Annotated in this window: 27 protein-coding genes and 1 other annotated feature; of the genes, 23 read left to right on the forward strand and 4 right to left on the reverse strand. The window is 35.8% G+C overall.

Going from position 1 to position 22,260, the window contains the following annotated elements:
• The first annotated feature begins 12 nt into the window (after positions 1-12).
• The 4 genes from mreC to minD all read left to right on the forward strand — a co-directional run bounded on the left by mreC (position 13) and on the right by minD (position 3,026).
• On the forward strand, positions 13-921 hold the full coding sequence (gene mreC, locus OEV82_RS00215; protein ID WP_173658528.1) for a rod shape-determining protein MreC: 909 nt from the start codon (positions 13-15) through the stop codon (positions 919-921).
• Positions 918-1,457 (forward strand): rod shape-determining protein MreD, encoded by a 540-nt coding sequence (mreD, locus tag OEV82_RS00220; RefSeq protein WP_263060631.1) that lies wholly within the window; start codon positions 918-920, stop codon positions 1,455-1,457. Before mreC ends, mreD begins: the two co-directional genes overlap by 4 nt.
• Positions 1,458-1,543: 86 nt before the next feature.
• On the forward strand, positions 1,544-2,230 hold the full coding sequence (gene minC / locus OEV82_RS00225; protein WP_173658526.1) for a septum site-determining protein MinC: 687 nt from the start codon (positions 1,544-1,546) through the stop codon (positions 2,228-2,230).
• Complete coding sequence (gene minD, locus OEV82_RS00230; protein ID WP_173658525.1) at positions 2,223-3,026, forward strand: septum site-determining protein MinD; 804 nt, start codon at positions 2,223-2,225, stop codon at positions 3,024-3,026. The genes minC and minD overlap by 8 nt, the downstream gene beginning before the upstream one ends.
• A 146-nt stretch (positions 3,027-3,172) precedes the next feature.
• Here minD and OEV82_RS00235 read toward each other — a convergent pair whose 3' ends face one another.
• Both OEV82_RS00235 and OEV82_RS00240 read right to left on the reverse strand, forming a co-directional pair.
• Positions 3,173-4,039, reverse strand: a complete 867-nt coding sequence (locus tag OEV82_RS00235) for a dimethylarginine dimethylaminohydrolase family protein (protein ID WP_173658524.1) — start codon at positions 4,037-4,039, stop codon at positions 3,173-3,175.
• Positions 4,040-4,104: 65 nt separating this feature from the next.
• Positions 4,105-4,242, reverse strand: a complete 138-nt coding sequence (locus OEV82_RS00240; RefSeq protein ID WP_263060633.1) for a hypothetical protein — start codon at positions 4,240-4,242, stop codon at positions 4,105-4,107.
• A 177-nt stretch (positions 4,243-4,419) separates the two neighbouring features.
• Between OEV82_RS00240 and OEV82_RS00245 the strand changes: the two genes are divergently transcribed.
• The 17 genes from OEV82_RS00245 (at position 4,420) to yajC (ending at position 18,713) form a co-directional block, all read left to right on the forward strand.
• Positions 4,420-5,205 carry a M23 family metallopeptidase gene (locus OEV82_RS00245; protein WP_263060634.1) on the forward strand — a complete coding sequence of 262 codons (786 nt, stop codon included), beginning with the start codon at positions 4,420-4,422 and terminating at the stop codon, positions 5,203-5,205.
• On the forward strand, positions 5,198-6,064 hold the full coding sequence (locus tag OEV82_RS00250; protein WP_173658521.1) for a M50 family metallopeptidase: 867 nt from the start codon (positions 5,198-5,200) through the stop codon (positions 6,062-6,064). The genes OEV82_RS00245 and OEV82_RS00250 overlap by 8 nt, the downstream gene beginning before the upstream one ends.
• A 30-nt stretch (positions 6,065-6,094) precedes the next feature.
• A complete protein-coding gene (locus OEV82_RS00255) occupies positions 6,095-7,528 on the forward strand; it encodes an Rne/Rng family ribonuclease (RefSeq protein ID WP_263060635.1) in 1,434 nt (477 codons plus the stop codon).
• Positions 7,529-7,658: 130 nt separating this feature from the next.
• Positions 7,659-7,739: a sequence feature (ribosomal protein L21 leader region), on the forward strand.
• A 12-nt stretch (positions 7,740-7,751) separates the two neighbouring features.
• A complete protein-coding gene (gene rplU, locus OEV82_RS00260) occupies positions 7,752-8,060 on the forward strand; it encodes a 50S ribosomal protein L21 (RefSeq protein ID WP_173658519.1) in 309 nt (102 codons plus the stop codon).
• Between the two features lie 11 nt (positions 8,061-8,071).
• On the forward strand, positions 8,072-8,404 hold the full coding sequence (locus tag OEV82_RS00265) for a ribosomal-processing cysteine protease Prp (protein ID WP_173658518.1): 333 nt from the start codon (positions 8,072-8,074) through the stop codon (positions 8,402-8,404).
• 15 nt (positions 8,405-8,419) lie between these two features.
• Positions 8,420-8,710 (forward strand): 50S ribosomal protein L27, encoded by a 291-nt coding sequence (rpmA, locus tag OEV82_RS00270; RefSeq protein ID WP_173658517.1) that lies wholly within the window; start codon positions 8,420-8,422, stop codon positions 8,708-8,710.
• A gap of 170 nt (positions 8,711-8,880) precedes the next feature.
• A complete protein-coding gene (locus OEV82_RS00275; RefSeq protein WP_263060636.1) occupies positions 8,881-9,411 on the forward strand; it encodes a sporulation initiation phosphotransferase B in 531 nt (176 codons plus the stop codon).
• 60 nt (positions 9,412-9,471) lie between these two features.
• A complete protein-coding gene (gene obgE, locus OEV82_RS00280) occupies positions 9,472-10,761 on the forward strand; it encodes a GTPase ObgE (protein ID WP_263060637.1) in 1,290 nt (429 codons plus the stop codon).
• Between the two features lie 223 nt (positions 10,762-10,984).
• Positions 10,985-12,322 carry a SafA/ExsA family spore coat assembly protein gene (gene safA, locus OEV82_RS00285; RefSeq protein ID WP_263060638.1) on the forward strand — a complete coding sequence of 446 codons (1,338 nt, stop codon included), beginning with the start codon at positions 10,985-10,987 and terminating at the stop codon, positions 12,320-12,322.
• Positions 12,323-12,498: 176 nt separating this feature from the next.
• Positions 12,499-13,032: a BofC C-terminal domain-containing protein gene (locus OEV82_RS00290; RefSeq protein ID WP_173658444.1), complete on the forward strand. Its 534-nt coding sequence runs from the start codon at positions 12,499-12,501 to the stop codon at positions 13,030-13,032.
• Positions 13,033-13,308: 276 nt separating this feature from the next.
• Positions 13,309-14,229 (forward strand): HPr(Ser) kinase/phosphatase, encoded by a 921-nt coding sequence (gene hprK / locus OEV82_RS00295; RefSeq protein WP_263060639.1) that lies wholly within the window; start codon positions 13,309-13,311, stop codon positions 14,227-14,229.
• Between the two features lie 75 nt (positions 14,230-14,304).
• Positions 14,305-14,901 carry a Holliday junction branch migration protein RuvA gene (gene ruvA / locus OEV82_RS00300; protein WP_173660064.1) on the forward strand — a complete coding sequence of 199 codons (597 nt, stop codon included), beginning with the start codon at positions 14,305-14,307 and terminating at the stop codon, positions 14,899-14,901.
• A 12-nt stretch (positions 14,902-14,913) separates the two neighbouring features.
• Positions 14,914-15,915, forward strand: coding sequence for a Holliday junction branch migration DNA helicase RuvB (gene ruvB / locus OEV82_RS00305; protein WP_263060641.1), 1,002 nt, complete (start codon positions 14,914-14,916; stop codon positions 15,913-15,915).
• The gene (locus OEV82_RS00310; RefSeq protein ID WP_263060642.1) at positions 15,912-16,118 is read left to right on the forward strand and encodes a DUF2905 domain-containing protein; all 207 of its coding nucleotides are present in this window, start codon (positions 15,912-15,914) and stop codon (positions 16,116-16,118) included. The genes ruvB and OEV82_RS00310 overlap by 4 nt, the downstream gene beginning before the upstream one ends.
• Positions 16,119-16,132: 14 nt before the next feature.
• Positions 16,133-17,161 carry a tRNA preQ1(34) S-adenosylmethionine ribosyltransferase-isomerase QueA gene (gene queA, locus OEV82_RS00315; RefSeq protein ID WP_173660060.1) on the forward strand — a complete coding sequence of 343 codons (1,029 nt, stop codon included), beginning with the start codon at positions 16,133-16,135 and terminating at the stop codon, positions 17,159-17,161.
• Positions 17,162-17,278: 117 nt separating this feature from the next.
• Complete coding sequence (tgt, locus tag OEV82_RS00320; RefSeq protein WP_173660058.1) at positions 17,279-18,418, forward strand: tRNA guanosine(34) transglycosylase Tgt; 1,140 nt, start codon at positions 17,279-17,281, stop codon at positions 18,416-18,418.
• A gap of 46 nt (positions 18,419-18,464) precedes the next feature.
• Positions 18,465-18,713, forward strand: a complete 249-nt coding sequence (gene yajC, locus OEV82_RS00325; protein WP_173660070.1) for a preprotein translocase subunit YajC — start codon at positions 18,465-18,467, stop codon at positions 18,711-18,713.
• Positions 18,714-18,789: 76 nt separating this feature from the next.
• Here yajC and OEV82_RS00330 read toward each other — a convergent pair whose 3' ends face one another.
• Positions 18,790-19,179 carry a TIGR04086 family membrane protein gene (locus tag OEV82_RS00330; protein ID WP_173660056.1) on the reverse strand — a complete coding sequence of 130 codons (390 nt, stop codon included), beginning with the start codon at positions 19,177-19,179 and terminating at the stop codon, positions 18,790-18,792.
• A 242-nt stretch (positions 19,180-19,421) separates the two neighbouring features.
• On the opposite strand from OEV82_RS00330, the gene OEV82_RS00335 reads away from it, so the two are divergent.
• Positions 19,422-20,072: a DUF421 domain-containing protein gene (locus OEV82_RS00335; protein ID WP_407672710.1), complete on the forward strand. Its 651-nt coding sequence runs from the start codon at positions 19,422-19,424 to the stop codon at positions 20,070-20,072.
• A 26-nt stretch (positions 20,073-20,098) separates the two neighbouring features.
• Here OEV82_RS00335 and spoVB read toward each other — a convergent pair whose 3' ends face one another.
• Positions 20,099-21,649 carry a stage V sporulation protein B gene (spoVB, locus tag OEV82_RS00340; protein WP_263060643.1) on the reverse strand — a complete coding sequence of 517 codons (1,551 nt, stop codon included), beginning with the start codon at positions 21,647-21,649 and terminating at the stop codon, positions 20,099-20,101.
• 179 nt (positions 21,650-21,828) lie between these two features.
• Here spoVB and OEV82_RS00345 point away from each other — a divergent pair, with 179 nt between their 5' ends.
• On the forward strand, positions 21,829-22,143 hold the full coding sequence (locus tag OEV82_RS00345) for a post-transcriptional regulator (protein ID WP_263060644.1): 315 nt from the start codon (positions 21,829-21,831) through the stop codon (positions 22,141-22,143).
• Positions 22,144-22,260 lie beyond the last annotated feature (117 nt).

The following is a 22,260-nucleotide window of genomic DNA, read 5'->3' on the forward strand; positions in this document are numbered from 1 at the left end:
GAGGTGTAAATCATGCCACAATTTTTAAGAAATAAGCGGTTAATTATTTTACTTGCTGGTATTATCATTCTCGTGGCATTGATTGGCTTTTCATTAAGAGATCGGGAAGAGTTATCATGGCCGGAACAATTTGTTAAAGATACGGTAGGCTTCGTTCAAAATATTTTCGCAAAGCCCGCACATTATGTGGCGGGTTTTGTTGAGAATATCCATGATTTGCTAAATACATATGAAGAAAACAAGATTTTAAAAGAGCATTTGGATTCCTATGCCAAATTAAAAGTGGAAGCAGACCGGTTAGAACAAGAAAATAAAGAGTTACGAGCGGTGCTTGATAAGGATGAAACGTTAGCCTCTTATCATGTTCGCCATGCATCTGTTATTTCACGAAACCCAGATCGTTGGAATGAATCGCTAATCATTGATAAAGGAGAAGTCCATGACATTAAAAAGGATATGGCCGTTATTACCGCCGATGGAATGATTGGAAAAATTAAAAGTGTCGGTAAAACGACTTCTTCTGTACAGTTACTTTCTACCATTGACCGAACAAACCGTGTCCATGTTGCCATCCAAGGCGATGAAAATGCATACGGTTTAGTGGAAGGGATTGATGAGGAAAGTCAACTTCTTCTAGTGAATGAAATCCCTGCAGAAATAAAAATAAAAAAAGGAATGAATGTTATTACTTCAGGATTTTCTGGCACTTTTCCAGAAGGTTTGTTTATCGGTACGGTTGAAAAAGTTGAGCCGAGCCAATACGGTTTAACCCAAACCGCTTATGTGAAGCCGGCGGCAAACTTTTATAACATCAAACACGTGATGGTTATAGAAAGAACCATGCCAACAGATAAGGATTATGAGTCAGGCGATGCCACTGGAGAAGGGGAAGAAAAGGCAGCTTCAGGTGATAAATCATGAGAAAAAAGTATTGGGTCCCCATAATCATGCTTATATTATTTAGTTTAGAAAGTATTATAATGAATTATGTGCCTAGTTATTTTTTTAATAATCATTGGCTTGTTATTCCCCGTTTCCTTTTTATATTTCTTCTTTTTATAACGATCTTTTATGATAAAAAATTAGGTGTTACTTATGCTTTCGTTTTTGGCCTTCTAATGGATATTGTATTTACTGAAATTTATGGTATTTATTTATTTGTTTATCCAGCTGTCGTTTATATCATGTACTGGCTAGTCAAAAATTGGATTACGAATCTCTTTACGATGTTTTTTTATAGTGCTTTTGGATTAATCGCTTTAGAGATAGTACTTTTTCTACTTTATTATATGATTAATTTATCAGATATTAGTTTTAAATACTTTGCTTTTCATCGTTTATTGCCAACAATGCTTATGAATATGATTTTTTATGTTGCCATTTGTTTTCCACTAAAAAAATATCTATCAGCCTTAAAAAAATTAAAGGAAGAGGAAGAGGGCATGTTCCAGTCGTAATAAATTGGTTTTCAAAAATTTCTTGAAAACGAAAGGAAAATGCCCGACTTTTGTTGAATTTTATTTAGTTGAGGTGAATTTCAAACATGGGGAACTCGCAGAATGTCACGATAAAAGGCACAAAAGACGGGTTATTATTGCGCCTGGATGACACATGTTCTTTCTCTACACTATTAAAAGAAATAAAGGAAACCTTTACAAGCCACGCACACATGTATGACGCTAAACATGAAGTACATATTCATGTCCATTCGGGAAATCGCTTTTTAACGGAGGAACAAATTGCACAAATTCAAGCTGTCATTGATCCAAATCGAAATTTAATTGTTGATTCTGTTGATTCTAATGTTATATTAAAAGAAGAAGCAGAACGAATGATACAAGAAAATAGGATGACACTAATACATAATGTCGTACGGTCGGGACAACTCATCAATATATCTGGTGATTTGTTATTAATTGGAGATGTAAACCCAGGTGGCATGGTAATGGCCAGTGGGAATGTTTTTATATTAGGGAAATTAAAGGGGATTGCCCATGCTGGGTGTTTAGGAGATACAAGTGCAGTCATTTGTGCCTCGCAAATGACACCGACACAACTAAGAATTGGTGATTTATATCGCAGATCACCCGATCGAGATGAGTTACCGACAGAAGCAGAATGTGCATACATAGATGAAAAACATGACTTAATCATTGATAAGCTATCCGTTTTAAAAAAAATTCGTCCGAATTTAAATCGTTTTGCGGAAGGAGGCATTTTACATGGGTGAAGCCATTGTAATTACTTCGGGAAAAGGTGGAGTTGGGAAAACGACCTCAAGTGCAAATATCGGAACTGCTTTAGCATTACAAGGAAAAAAAGTTTGTCTAGTAGATACAGATATTGGTCTACGAAACTTAGATGTTATCATGGGATTGGAAAACCGGATTATTTATGATTTAGTGGATGTTGCTTTGGGAAAATGTAAACTACATCAAGCGCTAGTAAAAGATAAACGATTTGAAGATAAATTATTTTTGCTTCCTGCAGCACAAACAAGTGATAAAAATTCTGTTAATCCGGAACAAATGAAAACGATTATAGAAGAATTAAAGAAAGATTTTGACTATATTATTATCGATTGCCCAGCAGGTATTGAACAAGGTTTTCAAAATGCCATTGCCGGTGCCGACCAAGCAATCGTAATTACAACTCCTGAAGTCTCTGCAGTCCGTGATGCCGATCGAATTATTGGATTGCTAGAAAAAGCGCCGATAGATGCTCCAAGACTTGTCATTAACCGCATTCGTTCTAATCTCGTGAAAGACGGAGATATGTTGGATGTCGATGAAATCACAAATATTTTGGCTATCGAACTGATCGGTATTGTAGCCGATGATGATGAGGTTATTAAAGCGTCTAATCATGGTGAACCTATTGTTATGAATCCAAACAATAAAGCAAGTATCGCTTATCGAAATATTGCAAGAAGAATTTTAGGGGATTCTATACCACTTCAACATTTAGACGAAGAATCAGAAGGGATATTTTCGAAGATTAAGAGATTTTTTAGCATTCGTTCCTAATTGTAAAACGATTAATGATTCATGATGTGGAAGAATTAAAGGCGTTGTCATAGAAAACAGCGCTTTTAATTTTGCGAACTTTTGAACGATGTTGTTTTTTATTGATATGAGTTCTGCCAAAAAAAAGGACCATAGGTGGCCCTTTTTTACGGATGATGTTCTCGTTCAATGGGTAACGTACAACAGCGAAAGGATCCTCCGGATTTAATAATTTCCGATATATCTACTTCAATAATGTCAAATCCACGCTTGCTTAGTTCCTCATTTACTTTTTTATTATTTGGAAGAGAAATAATTTTTTTATTGCCAATGGAAAGTACATTTGTTCCTAATGTAAACTGTTCTTCCTCAGATATTTCAATGATTTCATAACGGTCATAGATTTTTTTCATATCTTCTTTATTTATTGCTTTCGGATAAACTAAGGCAACCTCTTTTGATACGATATTAAATACACAGTCTAAATGTAAATATTGATCTTCAAAATCAATGTGAATAACGTCGAATCGGTTATATAATAAATTTTGTAAATGCTGAATGGCTGCCTGATTCGTCCGGTCGCTCATTCCGATATAGACTCGGTCTTGGTCAATGAGAACATCTCCACCTTCGATCCGATGCCTTTTTATATTGTAATAGGAAATTTCTTCATCCTCGAGCCAACGCTGTAAAACTAATTCCTCTCCTTCACGTACTTCACTTGCCATATCAGCAACAAAAATTGTTTCACCGATGACAAAACCAATATCCCTTGTAAAAACTTGCTCAGGAAATTTTCGATGATAGGGAAGTAAGAATACTTCAATATGATGTTCTTTTAATATGTTTACAAAATTATTATGTTGTTCTATCGCTTTCTCATTGTTGATTCCTTCATCAATAAAATGTTTTTGTGTTTCATTGATTACATTTCGAATGGACATATATTGAGGTTGGCAGAGAATGACTTTTTTCAAGACATCGTATTCACTGTAACAACGGATACGATACGGTTCTAATTGAATATCCGGCATCAAATCACTCCTTAAAGAATAGGGATTCTCAAGCAAACTCAGTGACATGAGAAATCCCCAGAAATTTATTCATCTGCCGTTTTATCGGTTTGTTTTTTTATATTTCTTTTATTCCCTTTACTATTATCGCCACTTATCGGTGTTTTTCCATGTAATTCAGGAGCATTTTGATTTGCACTTCCCCGATTAAATTTTTTTGTCAATTTCTTCACTCCTTTCCTCATTCATACATACATTTTGTCCCAGTTCAACTAAACTTATGAGGTTGTTTTGTTGCGACTTTTTTGAACTTAAATTCAAAATTTAATCTAGTTGTCATACTCGAGATGGACAAGTCATACATTGGAATACAAAGAGAAGTCATTAAAAGGACTGATGTTATGTCGAATAGAAGAAGAAAGGAAATCCTTAAACGCATTCAAAAGCGAAAGAAAACGGGGCAACGGCTATCTGAATCTGGAATGAAAACAAATCTCAGCAAACATCAAGTCGTTTATCCAGATTACGAGGAAAGTCATGATTTTACTTGGGTTTCTTCACCAAATGGAATGAAAAATGGTCACCATCCTTTATTTAATCGGGACATTTTTCTATTTAAATTCTTGTTTTCTGCCATCCTCGTCTTAGTCGTCGCGATTTCCTTTAAAATGCCTTCGCCTCAATTTGAACCCGTTCGTCAGGCAGTTCATACGGTCATGAATACAGAATTTCAATTCGCAGCAATTTCCGATTGGTATGAAAAAACGTTTGGTCAACCTTTAGCATTGTTTCCGCTGAAAAATGAAGATGCGAATACAGATATGGTAGAAGAATACGCAGTGCCGGCAACAGGTGTAATATTAGAAAGCTTTGATACGGAAAACAATGGTGTAGTCATTCAAACGGTGCAAGGGGCAGGCGTTGATTCAATTCAAGACGGTACCGTTATTTTTGCTGGTGTGAAAGAAGATTATGGTCATACAGTGATTATTCAGCATGCAGATAACACGGAAACGTGGTATGGAAAATTAGGCGAAATCGAAGTAAAAGTATATGACAAAGTAAAGGCAGGGGAGAGGATCGGTACAGTCCGAACTTCAGAAGATGAACATAGTGGTGAATTTTACTTTGCCATTAAACAAGGAGAAAAATTTATTGACCCAGTACAGGTGATTAAATTTGAATAGGTGGTTGCAACTTTTCACACGGATTCATATTCATCCGGTATTTTGGATTGTCATCGCAGCAGCAATTATGACGGCACGCTTTTATGAATTACTCTTCTTATTTATCATTGTATTTTTTCATGAATTAGGTCATGCCGTAGCAGCAATGTATTACAATTGGCGAATAAAACAAATTTTTCTTTTACCCTTTGGTGGAGCGTTGGAACTAGATGAATATGGGAATCGGCCGATGAAAGAAGAATTTATAGTGACTATCGCTGGTCCCTTACAACATATTTGGATGGTGGCGCTCGCCTTTTTTTTGTATCAAATCAATATTCTTTCCTTCAAAGATTATTCTCTTTTTCTTGAGTACAATTTTATGATTTTGATATTTAATGGGTTGCCCATTTTACCCCTTGATGGCGGAAAACTAATGTCATTAGCTTTATCTTATTTTTATCCATTCCAACAGGCCTTTAAAAAAGGGATTCTATTTTCGAGCTTCTTTTTATGTGTTTATAGTTTAGCTATTTTATTGCTTTCCCCTTTTCATATAAGTGGTTGGGTCATCATTGTTTTTTTAATCCATTCGCTTTATTATGATTGGAAAAATCGAACCTTTCTATTTATGCGTTTTTTAATTGAAAAATCAACACATGATAAATATACATATAAAAAGGTGAAAACATTACGTGTACAAGCTAAGGAATCCATCCAACAAGTTGTTAGCCGTTTTTATCGAGGCATGTATCATACGATTATCGTTTTTGATAATGGGAAAGAAATCGGAACTATACCGGAGACACAAATTCTGAAACGTTATTTTGAAAATCAAAGTCATACCACCGGGATTAAAGATTTGATATATTATAGGTAAATACAATGATGAAAGAGATTGAAGATACCAATGACAAAAATGATAATCAATGCTAGAGAATCAGAGAAAAGAATCATAATGGAAAAAGCAGGTTCGATCCAGCACGTATATATTGAGCAACCTGAAGGCAAATCCCTTGTTGGAAACATCTATCTTGGCATCGTGGAACGGGTCGTTCCTAGTCTGAATGCTGCTTTTGTGAACTTTGGAAAAGGCAAGAAAGGATATTTACATGTTACACAAGTACCAGCCTATCTTTTCCAAGAAAATAAGCAAAAGGATGTTTCCATTCGCGAGGTTATTCGTCAAGGTGAAAAAATGATTGTTCAAGTGCAAAAGGATGAATCGGATAAAAAATATTATCGCATCACCGGGAATATTGAAATTGCAAGTCCAACCCTTGTTTATATGCCTTTTGGAAACTATGTTGCCGTATCTAAAAAATTACCTCAAAAGGAGCGAACAAGGTTAAAAGAATGGGGATATAGATATAAACAAGGTTCCGAAGGGTTCATTATCCGGACAAATGCCAGTGATTGTCATGAGAACGAGTTGTTAGATCAATATATTCAACTAAAAGAAAAATGGAATGCAATAAAAGGTTTAGCACAAAAGCAAAAAGCACCATCAGCGTTATTGGTTCATGATTCACTCCTCGATGAAATTCAGTCCTTTTTACAACTTGAAAAGGTAGATGAAATCATTTGTGATGATATGACAATCGTGCAGCATGTAAAGAAAGAATTAAAGAACTCCATTCCAGTGAGATACTATAAAGAAAAAGAAAATATTGTAACCCATTATTTGTTACAAAAAGAATTGGAATCGTTAACGAAAAAAATGGTTTGGCTAAAAAATGGGGCCAATATCGTGATCGAACAATCAGAAGCCTTTACCATTATTGATGTGAATACAGCAAAATTTACCGGAAGTCTTGAAAAAGAGATGGCAGTTATGGAAACAAACCGGCTTGCAGCAATCGAAATTGCTAGACAAATTCGCTTGCGTAATATTGGAGGCAATATCTTTATTGATTTTATTAATGTAAAAGAGGAGAACGATCGTGTCGCATTAATCCAATTATTAAAAAAGGAATTTGAAAAAGATCAAGAACGAACGATTATTTATGGATTCACAGCTCTCGGTATACTAGAAATATCAAGAAAAAGGGCGAAACCGAGCCTTCAAGACAAACTTTTAAATCAATGTCCAACTTGTTACGGTACAGGGTTCGTAACATCACCTGCAACCGTTGCTTTTCAATTGGAAAGGGAGTTGTGGGAATATAAGGATGGAGATTATTCAGAAGTTATTATTGAAGCGACAGAAGACGTTGTGGCATATTTTTCAGGAGAACATAAGGAGCATCTAAAACGATTAGAAGAAACGTTATTGTTCAAGATTACATTCCAACCCATTTTATTTTCCCGACCGCATTATCACATAAAAAGATTTGAGGCTTAATTTAATGATATTTCCTAACAAAGTAAATCGATCAAAGATCTCCATATTAACAAAGCAGGCTGAAATCAAAAAGTATGATTGACATGACCATGGTAAATATGGTATATTCTTTGTGTTATTGTTTGTAGCACCCGTGCTACAACCGCTCGTATTAGGTTTTAAGATTTTGGCATTGCCAAAACACCGAATTACGGCGAGTCTTAGATTATGAGGAGGTGCAGAGATGTACGCAATTATCGAAACTGGTGGTAAACAACTAAAAGTTGAAGAAGGCCAAACAATTTACGTTGAAAAATTAGACGTTGCTGATGGCGAAACTGTTACTTTTGATAAAGTATTGTTCGTTGGTGGCGATAACGTAAAAGTAGGTGCTCCTTACGTAGAAGGTGCAACTGTTACGGGTAAAGTTGAAAAACATGGTAAACAAAAGAAAATCATTGTTTACAAATACAAACCTAAAAAGAACTACCACAAAAAACAAGGTCATCGCCAGCCATATACAAAAGTAGTTATTGAAAAAATCCAAGGCTAAGGCGATTAACGATGATAAACGTAACAATCGTTAGAAAAGACGATGGACAAATTAGCTCCTTCACTGTTGAAGGACATGCTAATTTTGATATGTACGGTTCTGATATTGTTTGTGCAGGTGTTTCAGCAGTTACTTTTGGTGCAATCAATGCCGTTGAAGCTCTTACCAGTTGTATTCCGACTGTGGAACAAGGTGGAGAGGGCGGATATTTATATTGTGAAGTACCAAAAGATTTACCTGCTGAAGAGGAAGAAAAAGTTCAGCTTCTTCTTTCCGGAATGATTGTATCTCTTCAAACTATTGAAGAAAGTTACAGTGATTATATTAAAATAACCTTCAAATAATAGGAGGTGGAACGAATGTTAAGACTAGATCTTCAGTTCTTCGCGTCTAAAAAAGGGGTAGGTTCTACAAAGAACGGTCGTGACTCTATTGCGAAACGTCTTGGTGCAAAACGTGCAGACGGTCAATTCGTAACTAGCGGTTCTATTTTATACCGTCAACGTGGAACAAAAATCTACCCAGGTGAAAACGTAAAACGTGGTGGCGATGATACATTATTTGCTACTACAGACGGTATCGTACGTTTCGAGCGTTATGGACGTGACCGTAAAAAAGTTAGTGTTTACCCAGTAGCACAAGAAGCGTAAAAATTAGTTTCTTCTGCATAAAAAACTCTAGCCAACTTTGGTTAGAGTTTTTTTCGTCTTACAATCATATTTTGTTCCAAGTCTTATCAAAGGTTAGTAAAAAGTGTCAAGTTTCCTGTCGATATATGTTATACTATACCCGTGAAATGTGTGTAAATGGGGAGTAGGATATGAGGAAATGGGAGCCAATCGAACTTTTACGTCATGTTCGTCATGACTGGTTAAATCGTTTACAATTAATCAAAGGATATCAAGCCTTGGGGAAAACGGAAAAAGTAAAAGAAATTATTGATCATATTATTCTTTCAACCGATCAAGAAAGCAAACTTTCTTCCATTAATCTGCCAAAATTAGCTTTACTATTGATTACATATAATTGGGAAAGTCCTTCTTTTGTTTTAAATTATGAAGTTATTGGCGAAGGTGAATTAAAAAATATAAATGACCATTTCATTACACAATGGTTTGATACATTTTTCAAATTATTGAATGAATATGCGTTCGATGAAGAAGAAAACGAATTAAATATCACAATCAACATATATGAAGAAAAGGTAAGTTTCATTATTGAATTTTATGGCATACTAAAAGAAAAAAAGCAGATTTTATGTTATTTACAAGAGAAAAACAACTTGTGTCAAATCAATAATATTCATGTAAATGATGAAGCTTTTTCCTTTGAATTAAAGCCTAGAATATAAATGGGGCATATATCATTTAGGAAAATTTTATTCCTAAAATAACGGAAGGAGAAAGACAGAATGTTTGTCGATCAAGTCAAAGTTTATGTAAAAGGTGGCGATGGTGGCAATGGGATGGTCGCTTTTCGCCGAGAAAAGTACGTTGCAAAAGGTGGACCTGCCGGTGGTGACGGTGGAAAAGGGGCCGATGTTGTTTTCGAAGTCGATGAAGGTCTTCGCACATTAATGGACTTCCGTTATCAACGTCACTTTAAAGCACCGCGAGGAGAGAATGGAAAACCGAAAAGTCAACATGGACGTGGTGCGAAGGATTTAGTTGTAAAAGTTCCGCCTGGTACGGTTGTACGCGATGAGGATACAGGTGAGATTATTGCTGATCTTACAAGACATGGTGAACGTGCGATCATTGCCAAAGGAGGACGCGGTGGTCGCGGAAACATCAGGTTTGCAACTCCTAGAAATCCAGCTCCGGAAATTGCAGAAAATGGTGAACCTGGTCAAGAACGTTATATTGTGATGGAGTTAAAATTATTAGCCGATGTTGGGCTAGTCGGATTTCCAAGTGTTGGAAAGTCTACCCTTTTATCAGTCGTAACGAGTGCCAAACCAAAAATTGCCGATTATCATTTTACAACGATTGTACCGAATCTAGGAGTTGTTGAAACTGATGATGGCCGAAGTTTTGTTATGGCCGATTTACCAGGTTTAATTGAAGGAGCACATCAAGGAGCAGGACTAGGACTTCAATTTTTACGACATATTGAACGGACGAGAGTAATCATTCATGTCATTGATATGGCATCTGTTGAGGGACGGGACCCTTATCAAGATTTTGTTACAATTAATAATGAATTGAAAGAATATCATATGCGTCTGACCGAGCGTCCGATGATTATCGCTGCTAATAAAATGGATATGCCTGATGCAGAGGAAAACTTGAAAAAATTTAAGGAGCAATTAGAAGAAGATATTCCAATATTTCCAATATCAGCAGCAACAAGACAAGGGATTCGAGAATTACTTTATGCAGTTGCCGATACATTAGAAAAAACTCCTGAGTTTCCGTTACATACCGATGAGGAAAATGATACCATTAACCGTGTTGTTTATAAATATGAAAAAGAAAAAGAAGATTTCATCATTACTCGTGATCCAGATGGTGCTTTTGTACTAAGTGGCGAGAAGATCGAAAAATTATTTAAAATGACCGACTTTACCCATGATGAATCTGTCCGTCGATTTGCGCGTCAATTGCGTGGTATGGGAGTAGATGAAGCATTACGGAAACGTGGCGCACAAGATGGCGACACAGTCCGATTATTAGATTTTGAATTTGAATTTATTGAATAATAGGCAGTTTAAGGACATCCTTTTGATAACAAGTATGAAACTTGGTTATCAAGGATGTCCTTTTTTATATATTAAGAAGTAAAAGAGTTTTTGATTATGTATATATTTCCCTCACAAACTCACATAAAATAGCATTTTTTATCATAAGTTTTTACGAGAATGATTAGCAATTTGCCCACTCTTTCATACAATAAGAACGACAGAAAATTAGGAGGGAAATTGAGTGAGGATTCATATTGTCCAAAAGGGAGATACGCTTTGGAAAATAGCCCAAAAATACGGTGTTGATTTTGAACAATTAAAAAGCATGAATTCACATTTATCCAATCCAGATATGATTATGCCAGGTATGAAAATAAAAGTTCCAACGAAAAGCGGCTCTGTAAAAAAAGAGATGCCGATGGCAGAACAACCTTTTGCCCAAAAAGAAACACCTGTTATGCCCGTAGAACAACAACCAGTGAAAGAACAGCCAAAGGAAACGAAAAAAGAAGTACCGAAACCAGTGAAGAAAGAAGTACCTAAACCAATTTATATGCCTAAACCACCTCAACCAATCATACCAGAGATTGACATTAATAATTATTATTTATTAAACATGCAAAAAATGAATATCGAGCAACAACAGCCTGCACCACAACCTGTACAACCAATCCTAGAAGTTCCTGAACTGCCAGAAATACCTAAGGAAGAACCAATAAAAGAAGAACCTGTCAAAGAAGAACCTGTTGCCCCTGTTCAGCCGCAAATGTACGTTCAACCAATGCCATGTCAACCATGCTATCCGATCACACCAGTACTTCCTGGTTCAGGATTACCATGTATGCCAATACCGTGTTATCCGATAGGATATGCTCATGGATGGGGTGGTCATCAGCCATTTATGGGAGGAGTATATCCGCAAATGATGCAACCCCAAATGGGTCAAGAGATGGCAACATACGATCCTTCTATGATGTATCAGCAAACACCGACCAATGAAGGGATGTATAGTTCAAATACTGGAGATCAATCGATGTGGCAACAGCCGCAAAATCAAATGAATGTACAACCAATGTATGATGATTATGACAATAATGATTATAACAACGATGATCAGAACGATTATGATACGGCCCAACTGCCTATGTCACAGGTCCAAGGTGCTTATGATATGAACGATATGAACCCAGGAGGAATGCCGCAATGGGGTTTGCAACCTATGTATCCTACAATGATGCCGCATTATCCAATGCAACAGCCAATGTATCCAATGACGCAACAGTCTGATTGTGGTTGCGGATCTCATCAACTAGTAGGAACGTATGGTCCAGAGACAACGTCACAACCGTCACATTTACAATTTCCGACAGGAGGTTTTGTAACTCCAGATATGATGGGCGGTATGCCAATGCAACAACAAGGGGATGGACTGATGTATAGTAATCAAATGCCACAAACGATGTACGGTACAACTCCTTATTTTGGTCCGATGTCAAATGGGCAAGTTCAAGGTATGGATATAAACTATCCATTTAATCAGTACAGACCTGAAGACGATTATGATGAAGACGGTGAATAAAAGAAAAATGAAGCTAAAATTTGTAAGTATGAGCGGATGAACAAGTGTTCATCCGCTTGCTTTTTTAATAGGGTTTATCTTAAGTGTGAAAAATAAATTTACAGGTTTTAATTTAATGAATTAGGAAAAATTAATAAAGAAGTGTAAATACATTGATAAGGGTGAGAAAAATCAATATGAAGATTCGAATATTCATTATGATTGTCCTCATCATACTAGCAATATTAGATTTGTTTGTTTTTAAGAAAGGTACAATTAAGGTACACGCTGAAAATGGAACGAATATTGAACAACAAGAACTTGATGAGCTTCAATTCAAATTACAATTACTATATATTGACGGTGAAGTTACCGGAGAAGTAATAAAAGAGGATGTCAATGATATTGAACAGTTGTGGAATGAATATAAAGATTGGCATTTAGTTGAGATTAATGTCGATCACATTATTTTTGAAAAAGAAATTAATGATATTTCACCAGTATTGAAGGCAAATGGTTATTTTGGTCTCACGGATGAAGGGATGTTAACCGTTTTTTATGGTAAGCCGGAAAACAACAACAAGATTCGCTCATTCTATCAAATTGACTTAGAAAAATTAAAAAACATCCAACGTGAGCAATTAAAAAAGGGCATTCCCGTTCAATCTAAGGAAAATTTTCAACATATCTTTAATACCTTTAAACAATATAAGAAAACAGCCTCACAATAACCTACAAATTTCGTAGATTCTTTTCCGTAAAATTGCACGATATAGCCATTTTTTGCATGGTTATGTAGTGCAATTTTTTTATGTCTTAGAGGAATTCCAATCCTGTAATTTCAATATTGCTTCGAAAAGTTTTTTTAATATGGTAAAATAGTCTAGGTTATATAAACGATCAATCATCGAGGCAATAAAAAATACTAAGTCACTTTAACACCTCAAATAAAAACCCTTCGAATGACTACCATTGATTTCCAAATTGCGTGGAAAGGAAAATGCACAATGAAGTACATCACGATTGAAAATTTAGTTAAAACTTTTTCACTTGAAGTTCTTGCAGGCGAGAAAAATTTAGATAAGAAAGTAACGAAAGCAAGAACATATCGACCTGGACTTGAGTTTACCGGTTACTTTGAATATTTCCCACAAGAAAACATTCAAATTTTAGGGCGGAAAGAAGTGACTTACTTACATCAATTTAGTCATGAAGAACGAAGGAAAAGAATCGGGAATGTAGTAAAATATCATCCGCCATGCTTTATCGTAACAAGCGGTCAGGAAGGGTTGCAATATTTAACACAGTATTGCAATGAGGAAGGGATACCTTTATTACGAACGGAAGAACCGAGCTCGGAATTCATTGATAAATTAAATGGGTATTTAACAAATAAATTAGCTCCGGAAGTGACCATTCATGGAGTTTGTATGAATGTGTACGGCCTAGGTATTTTAATTCGAGGTTCATCCGGGATTGGAAAAAGTGAAACCGCCCATACTCTACTTGGCAAAGGACATCGTCTTATTGCTGATGATGTTGTCGTCTTGAAAAAAATTAATTCGAAAACGATTATCGGAACCCATAATGAAGTAAATAAGGAATTTCTTGCGTTAAGAAGTATCGGTTTATTAAATATTGTTCGTATGTTTGGTCGCAAGTCGTTCCAGGAGGAGACAAGAATTGCCCTTGATATTGAACTAATGAAGTGGGAAGAGAAAGAATTACATAATGATTTAATCCTTGAACCCAAATATACGGAATATTTAGGGGTAAAAGTTCCTCATGTTGAAATTCAAGTTCATCCAGGTCGAGATATAGCGGGGCTTATCGAAGCAGCAGCCAATAACTGGTATTTAACAAACCAAGGTTATAGTGCAGCGGACGAATTTTTTTCACGAATAGAAAAAAAGATGAATAACGCTTAAAGGTATAACAGTCATTTAGACCATAACATGTACATCGTATGGTAAAATGATAACAGTTAAAGGAGAGAGAACACGTTGTATGAATATATTATCGGAACGGTTGAATATGTCAGTCCACAATACATCGTTGTGGAAAATAACGGGATCGGTTATCAAATTTTTACACCAAATCCTTATCTTTTTACAATGGACGGGGAAATCCAAAAAGTTTATACGTATTTGCATGTACGGGAAGATGCACAAATTTTATACGGATTTAAGAATTTAGAAACAAAAGCGTTTTTTATCAAACTGATTAATGTTTCAGGGATCGGTCCAAAAGGGGCACTGGCTATCTTGGCTTCCGGTAAACCTAATACAATTGCTCATGCGATTGAAGAGGAAAATTATAAATTTTTAACGACATTTCCAGGTGTTGGTAAAAAAACAGCACAACAAATTATTTTAGATTTAAAGGGGAAATTACACGAGTTTCTGCATGACTTTCCTGAGAAGTCTGAGACAACTCAACATATAGAAAAAAATCGTGAGTTGGAAGAAGCTTTACTTGCTCTTGAGGCTCTCGGCTATTCGTCTAGAGAAATTAATCGGATAAAAAATGGACTGGCCAATGAAAAATTAACAACAAATGAATATATTAAATTAGCATTAAAAAAATTATCAAACAGTTAGGGGGGATTTTCATTGTCAGAACGAATAATATCTGATCATGCAGATTCAGAAGATTTATCGTTGGAACAGCATTTGCGCCCCCATTCATTTGATCAATATATCGGACAAGAACAAGTAAAGCACAATTTGCACATTTTTATTGAAGCGGCAAAAATGAGGAAGGAAACATTAGACCATGTTTTGTTATATGGACCGCCAGGCTTAGGGAAAACGACACTAGCACAAATTATTGCCAACGAAATGGGAGGGAGTCTTCGAATGACTTCAGGTCCTGCGATTGAACGACCTGGTGATTTAGCTGCCATATTAACGAGTGTTAAACCGGCAGATGTATTGTTTATAGATGAAATTCATCGACTTCCTCGTTCGATCGAAGAAATATTATATCCGGCAATGGAAGATTTTTGTCTTGATATTGTTGTCGGGAAAGGTGAAAGTGCTCGATCCATTCGCATTGATTTACCTCCTTTTACCCTAGTAGGTGCAACAACAAGAGCAGGTGCCTTATCTGCGCCATTACGAGATCGTTTTGGTGTTTTAAGTCGACTCGAATATTACACGGCAGATGAATTGAAAGAAATTATTTTACGTACTGCACAAGTATTGGAAACGGAAATAGATGATGAAGCAGCAAGCGAAATAGCCTTGCGATCTCGTGGAACACCTCGAATTGCCAATCGACTTCTCAAACGTGTTCGGGATTTTGCCCAAGTAAAAGGGGATGGTAGAATTACCGTAGAGCTTTCTACTGAAGCACTCGATTTAATGCAAGTTGATCAATTAGGATTAGACCATATCGATCATAAATTATTAAAGACGATCATTGAAAAATTTAACGGTGGACCCGTTGGGTTGGAGACGATAGCTGCTACGATTGGAGAAGAAGCTGGAACAATTGAGGATGTATATGAACCTTATTTATTGCAAATCGGCTTTTTGCAACGAACGCCTAGGGGACGTGTTGTCACACATGCGGTTTACAACCATTTTCAAATGGAGGTGCCAAAAAAGTGACAGGTTTTGGGAAATTGTTAATGGTGTTAGGTGGTATTATATTTGTCGTAGGTTTACTCATGCAATTTACGAAAATCGGAAAATTACCTGGTGATATTGTTATTGAAAAGGGAAATACAACCTTTTATTTTCCGATCGTAACTTGTATCGTATTAAGTATTGTTCTTTCGTTAATATTTTATATTGTAGGTAGATTTAAATAGAAGTTGGTGGATATATGAAATTAAAAGACTTTGACTTTACATTACCTGAAGAATTAATTGCACAAACCCCGCTTGAAGATCGTTCAAGTAGTCGCCTGATGGTGTTAGATAAAAATTCAGGAGAGATTGAGCATCGAAAATTTAAAGACATCGTTCATTATTTGAATGCTGGTGATTGCTTAGTATTAAATAATACGAAAGTAATGCCTGCTAGATTATTCGGCATAAAAGAAGAAACAGGTGCCCATGTTGAGATTCTTTTATTAAAACAATTAGAAGGAGATCAGTGGGAAACGTTAGTAAAACCAGCAAAAAGGGTGAAAGTTGGGACGGTTATTGATTTTGGTGAAGGAAAATTGAAGGCGAAATGTATCGACACATTAGAACATGGTGGGCGAATCTTTCAATTTTCCTATGACGGCATTTTTTATGAGATTTTAGACGAGCTAGGTGAAATGCCGTTACCACCGTATATTCATGAACAATTAGATAATCCAGACCGTTATCAGACTGTGTTTGCCAAGGAGATTGGTTCGGCTGCAGCACCAACAGCAGGTCTGCATTTTACAGAAGAGTTATTGGATGAAATTCGTGCAAAAGGTGTAAAAACTGTGTTTGTAACGTTGCATGTGGGACTCGGTACTTTTCGTCCTGTCAGCAGTGAAAATATAGAGGAACATGAAATGCATGCCGAGTTTTACCATATGTCTGAAGAGACCGCTGAACAATTAAATGAAGTTCGTAAAAACGGCGGCAGAATTATCTCGGTAGGAACTACTTCCACCCGAACCCTAGAAACGATTGCCAATCGTCATAATGGTAGATTTGTTGGTGAAAGCGGTTGGACGGATATATTTATATATCCCGGATATCAATGGCGAGCAATTGATGGATTAATCACGAATTTTCATTTACCTAAATCTTCTCTCGTTATGCTCGTGAGTGCTTTAGCGGGCAGAGAAAATATATTACGTGCCTATCACATTGCTGTAAAAGAACGTTATCGTTTCTTTAGCTTTGGTGATGCAATGTTTATTCGTTAATTGTTTTAAAAATGTTGCATCAATGTCAAGAATAAGAGATAATGAGTTGGTGTCTATAATTTTTTATTATTTGTGTAAAAAAGATTAAAGTTATACAGCTGAAAGGGGTAGCAAAATTTGGCTGCTATTCGTTATGAATTAATCAAAAAGGACAAGCAAACCGGTGCAAGATTAGGCATTTTACATACGCCCCATGGCTCATATGAAACACCGATGTTCATGCCTGTGGGAACCCTTGCGACAGTGAAAACAATGTCGCCTGAGGAACTGAAAGAATTAGGTGCCGGTGTAATTTTAAGTAATACATACCATTTATGGCTCCGTCCGGGACATGAAATTGTTCGGGAAGCTGGTGGCCTTCATAAATTTATGAACTGGGATCAAGCAATCTTAACGGATTCTGGCGGATTTCAAGTGTTTAGCTTGAGTCAATTTCGTAAAATTGAAGAAGAGGGAGTTCACTTCCGTAACCATTTGAGTGGTGAGAAACTCTTTTTATCACCTGAAAAAGCGACAGAAATCCAAAACGCACTCGGTGCAGATATTATGATGGCTTTCGATGAGTGTCCTCCTTTCGATGCGGATTATAATTATATGAAACAATCCGTTGAGCGAACTTCTCGTTGGGCAGAACGATGCTTAAAGGCCCATTCTAGATCACATGATCAAGCCTTATTTGGTATTGTTCAAGGCGGTGGAAATGAAGATTTACGAAAACAGAGTGCGAGGGACTTGATATCACTTGATTTTCCGGGTTATGCGGTTGGAGGACTTTCGGTTGGTGAACCGAAAGAAGAAATGAATCGGGTATTAGAATTTACGACCCCTTTACTTCCTGAAAATAAACCTCGTTATTTAATGGGAGTCGGCTCTCCAGATTCACTTATCGACGGTGCCATCCGTGGAATTGATATGTTTGATTGTGTGTTACCTACTCGTATTGCAAGAAATGGTACTTGCATGACATCTTCGGGTCGCTTAGTTGTAAAAAATGCAAAGTATGCACGAGACTTCAGGCCGATAGATGAACATTGTGATTGCTATACATGCCGGAATTATAGCCGTGCATACATCCGACATTTGATTCATACAAATGAAATTTTCGGATTTCGACTTTGTACTTATCATAATCTCCATTTTTTGATAAAATTGATGGAGCAAGTACGTCAAGCGATTCGTGAAGACCGCTTGCAAGATTTCCGTGATGAATTTTTTGAACAATACGGATTTAATAAACCAAATGCAAAAAACTTTTAATTTTAAGGGGGTGAAATAAGTGAGTCAATCAGCATACAGTATTATTATGCTTATTGTCATGTTTGCGATTTTCTATTTCCTATTAATTCGTCCGCAACAAAAACAACAGAAAAAAATCCGCCAAATGCAAGCAAGTCTTGAAAAAGGAGACAAAGTTGTAACAATTGGTGGTTTACACGGCTATATCGATGCGCTTGATGAAGGAACTGTTGTCATTAAGTGCGGTGATGGAAGTCGTCTTACATATGAACGTGGTGCTATTCGCGACGTTATAGAAAAAGCAAACGAAAATTAATCCTAAAATAGGAGGCTATCGAAAACGGTAGCCTCCTTTATTTATCTTTACAACAACTATTTCCTTGATTAGTGTTCTAAGATTCCCTTGTCGGACTACTAAACATATTCACTCCCAAAATACCGCCCATAACTGCTGTTAACGTGAAACACATATAGTAGATCCATTGCTGAGTGGTGAAAATAGTATCATATCCTAAATATTGGAAAAGAAAATTAATGACCGTATAGAGTAGCCCTGTTAACCCTCCTAAAAGCCATCCTTTTTCTTTCGCTCGTCCGCCAGCAACAAGTCCGCCCATAAATAAGGCAATAAAAGATATGATTGTAATAATTAAACTTAACTGATCTTCTTGGGCAGAAGTAAACTTCAAAATTAGTGAAAAAATGAAACTAAAAAGGGCTGCAACGACGTAAATGACCCCCAAACCAATTAATACAGAACTTGTTATTTTACTCGTATTCATTTTCTCTCCCCCTAAACCCACTCATATCATCATCCATTCATTTTATATATGAGAGCATTGCTACTCGATTATCTTGCTTCAGTACAAGCATATTCACGAGTCGGCTTGTTTAGAATAGAAAAATTTAAAAAGATATAATATTTCATCATTTTGAACATCACTTTATTTTCTAAATATAAAATTCTTAAGAGCATAAAAACTAGAATTCAAGGCAAAATATGGGGTGATAGGAGGAGATTTTGTTGAACATGTATTTAACGATTCTCATTCGAACGTTTATTTTATATATAGTGATCACGATTGTATTCCGTTTAATGGGAAAGAGGGAAATCGGTGAACTAGGGGTTGTAGACTTGGTTGTTTCGGTTTTAATTGCTGAAATGGCTGCATTAGCATTAGAAAAAAATGAAGAACCATTATTAAAATATATACTTCCCATTATGCTTCTTGTCATCATCCAAATTCTATTTTCATTTATATCCTTAAAAAGTCGTAAGTTTCGAAAACTTGTTGATGGGGAGCCCTCAATGATTATAAAAAAGGGGAAAATTGATGAAAGAGAAATGAAAAAGCAACGATATAATTTTTATGACTTGTTAATGCAACTTCGAGAAAAAAATATTCGTAATATTAAAGATGTTGAATATGCAATTTTGGAACCAACAGGGAAGTTATCAGTCTTTGAATATGAAAAAGACAAAGGGGTTACGATTCCATTAATTTTAGAAGGCAAAATCCAAGAAGAAAAGTTAAACGAATTAAATTTGTCAAAAGAATGGCTTCTAACGGAACTTGCTAAAAAAGGGATTATCGATATAAAAAACATTTCTTTTTGTAGTTACCAGAATGGTGAGTTATATATTGACTTCTTCGATGAAAAAAATGAAGATTAAGGGCTGTCCAATGTCAGCCCCTATTTTTATCTTTTGTGAGGGAAAATGAATGATATTGCTTTATTTATATCTTTTATGTTGACAACTTTTAATAGTAAAGATATCAGTATAAAAATGATGGCCATGACTAAAGCTGTTAGGAAAACAGCCATTAAGATGGAAGTTTGTTCTGTAAAGTTTGCGTAAATATAGGTACCGGCAATCCCTGTTATAATTGTGACGAGTAAAATTTTGAAGTAATATGTTGCGTAAAAAGTTAGAGGAATGACTTTTAATATGGTTGCATAATGCAGTAACGTAACGAGCACAAAACCAACAATAATTCCAATCGCTACACCATTAATACCAAAGGTCGGATTTGAAGCAAGTGTGAACATGAGGATTAGTTTAACAACAGCACCAATTAAACTATTGATCATTGCAGCACTTGCTAAATCTAAAGCTTGTAAAACTGCTTGTAGCGGTGATTGTATGTAACTTAATATAATAAATGGTGCAATGATTTTAATAAATATGACACCGCTTGTTGAGTTGTACAGGATCGTCATGAACGGCTCTGCTAAAATATATAAAATTACGATTGGTAGTGCACCGGTTATGACACAAAATTTTAAAGCTTGTTGGATCCGTTTTTCAGCTGATGCAAAATTTTTTACTGAAACGGCTTCTGATATGGCTGGAATAAGGGCTGTACTTAAGGCAAAAGTAATAAAAGACGGTAAAAATAATAGAGGTAAAGCAAGTCCTGTTAAAGCGCCATATTGTTTTGTTGCCATAACTGCTGATAAACCGGAAAGTGCTAAAGCTTGTGTGACAACAATTGGTTCTAAGAACCAAGATAACGATCCAATCATACGACTCCCGGTTGTAGGAATGGCAATGGTCATTAATTCTTTAAAAATTGGACGGGTACTTGTTAAACTTTTAAAAAAGTTCTTTCTTAGAGGGAAGGCTTTCCTTAGTTTGAACATGGTGATTAAATAAATAAATGAAGCAAGTTCACCGATAATGGTTGCAACCATTACAGCCGCTGCTGCAAATTCAATTCCATAAGGTAAGGCGATTCTTGTTAAGATAGCGATAAATATGATTCGAATGAACTGTTCTATTAATTGGGAGTAGGCTGAAGGCTTCATGTTTTGTTTACCTTGGAAATAACCTCGTATGATTGAACTTACCGCAATAATTGGAATCACCGGTGCTATAGCAATAATTGGATAGACAATTCGTTCATCCGTAAAGATCGTTTTTGCAAGAATGGGTGCTCCAAATAATAATAATGGTGTAAAAATAATGGACAAGGTTAAAGTGGTAACAAGCGATACGACTAAAATCTTCTTTATTTTTCTTGAATCCCCTAATGCTTCGGCTTCAGCCACCCGCTTCGAAATGGCTACAGGTAAACCCATTTGTGTAAGGGTTACGACTAAAATAAACGTCGGATAGGCCATCATATATAACCCTACACCTTCTTCTCCAATAAAACGGGCAATTAATATTCGATTAATAAAGCCTAAAATTCTCGTGATTAATCCAGCAAATAAAAGGATTAACGTTCCTTTCAAAAATTTTGACATTTATTTCCCAGCCTTCTCAAATCCGTATTTTTCCTTTACAATGATATATATGCGAATAGTAGGACAAACCATGACTAAATTTGTAAGAATTTACAGACTTGTTTTTCTTGCTTGGACAAGCGCGTTATAATGAAAATTAGTTATCGTTTCATTGGATTTTTTTATATTAAAGGAGGATTATGAAGGTAATGGAGCACCCTTATACAAAATTTCGGCCAGAGCTGGAGATTGTCTTGCAATCCAAAGTTGATGAATTTGCAATATACGAGTATACCGAATTAACAACGGATCGCTTGTGGGAATTTTTGATCATGAAAAAATGGGCAAAACCAAAGGAAAATATTCATTTATATGAGCTTGTAAGTGACATTCTTTCTTTAAGAGTGAGCGATATTATGACCTTTCAAACGGTAGAGCATTTAAAAGGACCAGATTGGTTTTCAGAAGAAGGGATGAATGACTTACAAGCATTATTAAACCCTAAAAAAAATTGACAGTGAAAACATACTGTTTCATAATGAATTTATTCGATTTACTTAAGCTATTAAATAAAAGGACTACTTCATTTCGTTGCTTTTATAAACTAAATGAGTTCTCTCTTATTTCTAGGT

The sequence above is a fragment of the Pallidibacillus thermolactis genome (genome assembly GCF_025660415.1).
Lineage (GTDB): Bacteria > Bacillota > Bacilli > Bacillales > Caldibacillaceae > Pallidibacillus > Pallidibacillus thermolactis.

Bases quoted from the DNA above. Each gene is read 5' to 3' on its own strand.
- mreC (WP_173658528.1), top strand. From the start codon at position 13: ATGCCACAATTTTTAAGAAATAAGCGGTTAATTATTTTACTTGCTGGT.
- mreD (WP_263060631.1), top strand. From the start codon at position 918: ATGAGAAAAAAGTATTGGGTCCCCATAATCATGCTTATATTATTTAGT.
- minC (WP_173658526.1), top strand. From the start codon at position 1,544: ATGGGGAACTCGCAGAATGTCACGATAAAAGGCACAAAAGACGGGTTA.
- minD (WP_173658525.1), top strand. From the start codon at position 2,223: ATGGGTGAAGCCATTGTAATTACTTCGGGAAAAGGTGGAGTTGGGAAA.
- OEV82_RS00235 (WP_173658524.1), bottom strand. From the start codon at position 4,039: ATGCCGGATATTCAATTAGAACCGTATCGTATCCGTTGTTACAGTGAA.
- OEV82_RS00245 (WP_263060634.1), top strand. From the start codon at position 4,420: ATGTCGAATAGAAGAAGAAAGGAAATCCTTAAACGCATTCAAAAGCGA.
- OEV82_RS00255 (WP_263060635.1), top strand. From the start codon at position 6,095: ATGACAAAAATGATAATCAATGCTAGAGAATCAGAGAAAAGAATCATA.
- rplU (WP_173658519.1), top strand. From the start codon at position 7,752: ATGTACGCAATTATCGAAACTGGTGGTAAACAACTAAAAGTTGAAGAA.
- OEV82_RS00265 (WP_173658518.1), top strand. From the start codon at position 8,072: ATGATAAACGTAACAATCGTTAGAAAAGACGATGGACAAATTAGCTCC.
- rpmA (WP_173658517.1), top strand. From the start codon at position 8,420: ATGTTAAGACTAGATCTTCAGTTCTTCGCGTCTAAAAAAGGGGTAGGT.
- OEV82_RS00275 (WP_263060636.1), top strand. From the start codon at position 8,881: ATGAGGAAATGGGAGCCAATCGAACTTTTACGTCATGTTCGTCATGAC.
- obgE (WP_263060637.1), top strand. From the start codon at position 9,472: ATGTTTGTCGATCAAGTCAAAGTTTATGTAAAAGGTGGCGATGGTGGC.
- OEV82_RS00290 (WP_173658444.1), top strand. From the start codon at position 12,499: ATGAAGATTCGAATATTCATTATGATTGTCCTCATCATACTAGCAATA.
- hprK (WP_263060639.1), top strand. From the start codon at position 13,309: ATGAAGTACATCACGATTGAAAATTTAGTTAAAACTTTTTCACTTGAA.
- queA (WP_173660060.1), top strand. From the start codon at position 16,133: ATGAAATTAAAAGACTTTGACTTTACATTACCTGAAGAATTAATTGCA.
- yajC (WP_173660070.1), top strand. From the start codon at position 18,465: ATGCTTATTGTCATGTTTGCGATTTTCTATTTCCTATTAATTCGTCCG.
- OEV82_RS00330 (WP_173660056.1), bottom strand. From the start codon at position 19,179: ATGAATACGAGTAAAATAACAAGTTCTGTATTAATTGGTTTGGGGGTC.
- spoVB (WP_263060643.1), bottom strand. From the start codon at position 21,649: ATGTCAAAATTTTTGAAAGGAACGTTAATCCTTTTATTTGCTGGATTA.
- OEV82_RS00345 (WP_263060644.1), top strand. From the start codon at position 21,829: ATGAAGGTAATGGAGCACCCTTATACAAAATTTCGGCCAGAGCTGGAG.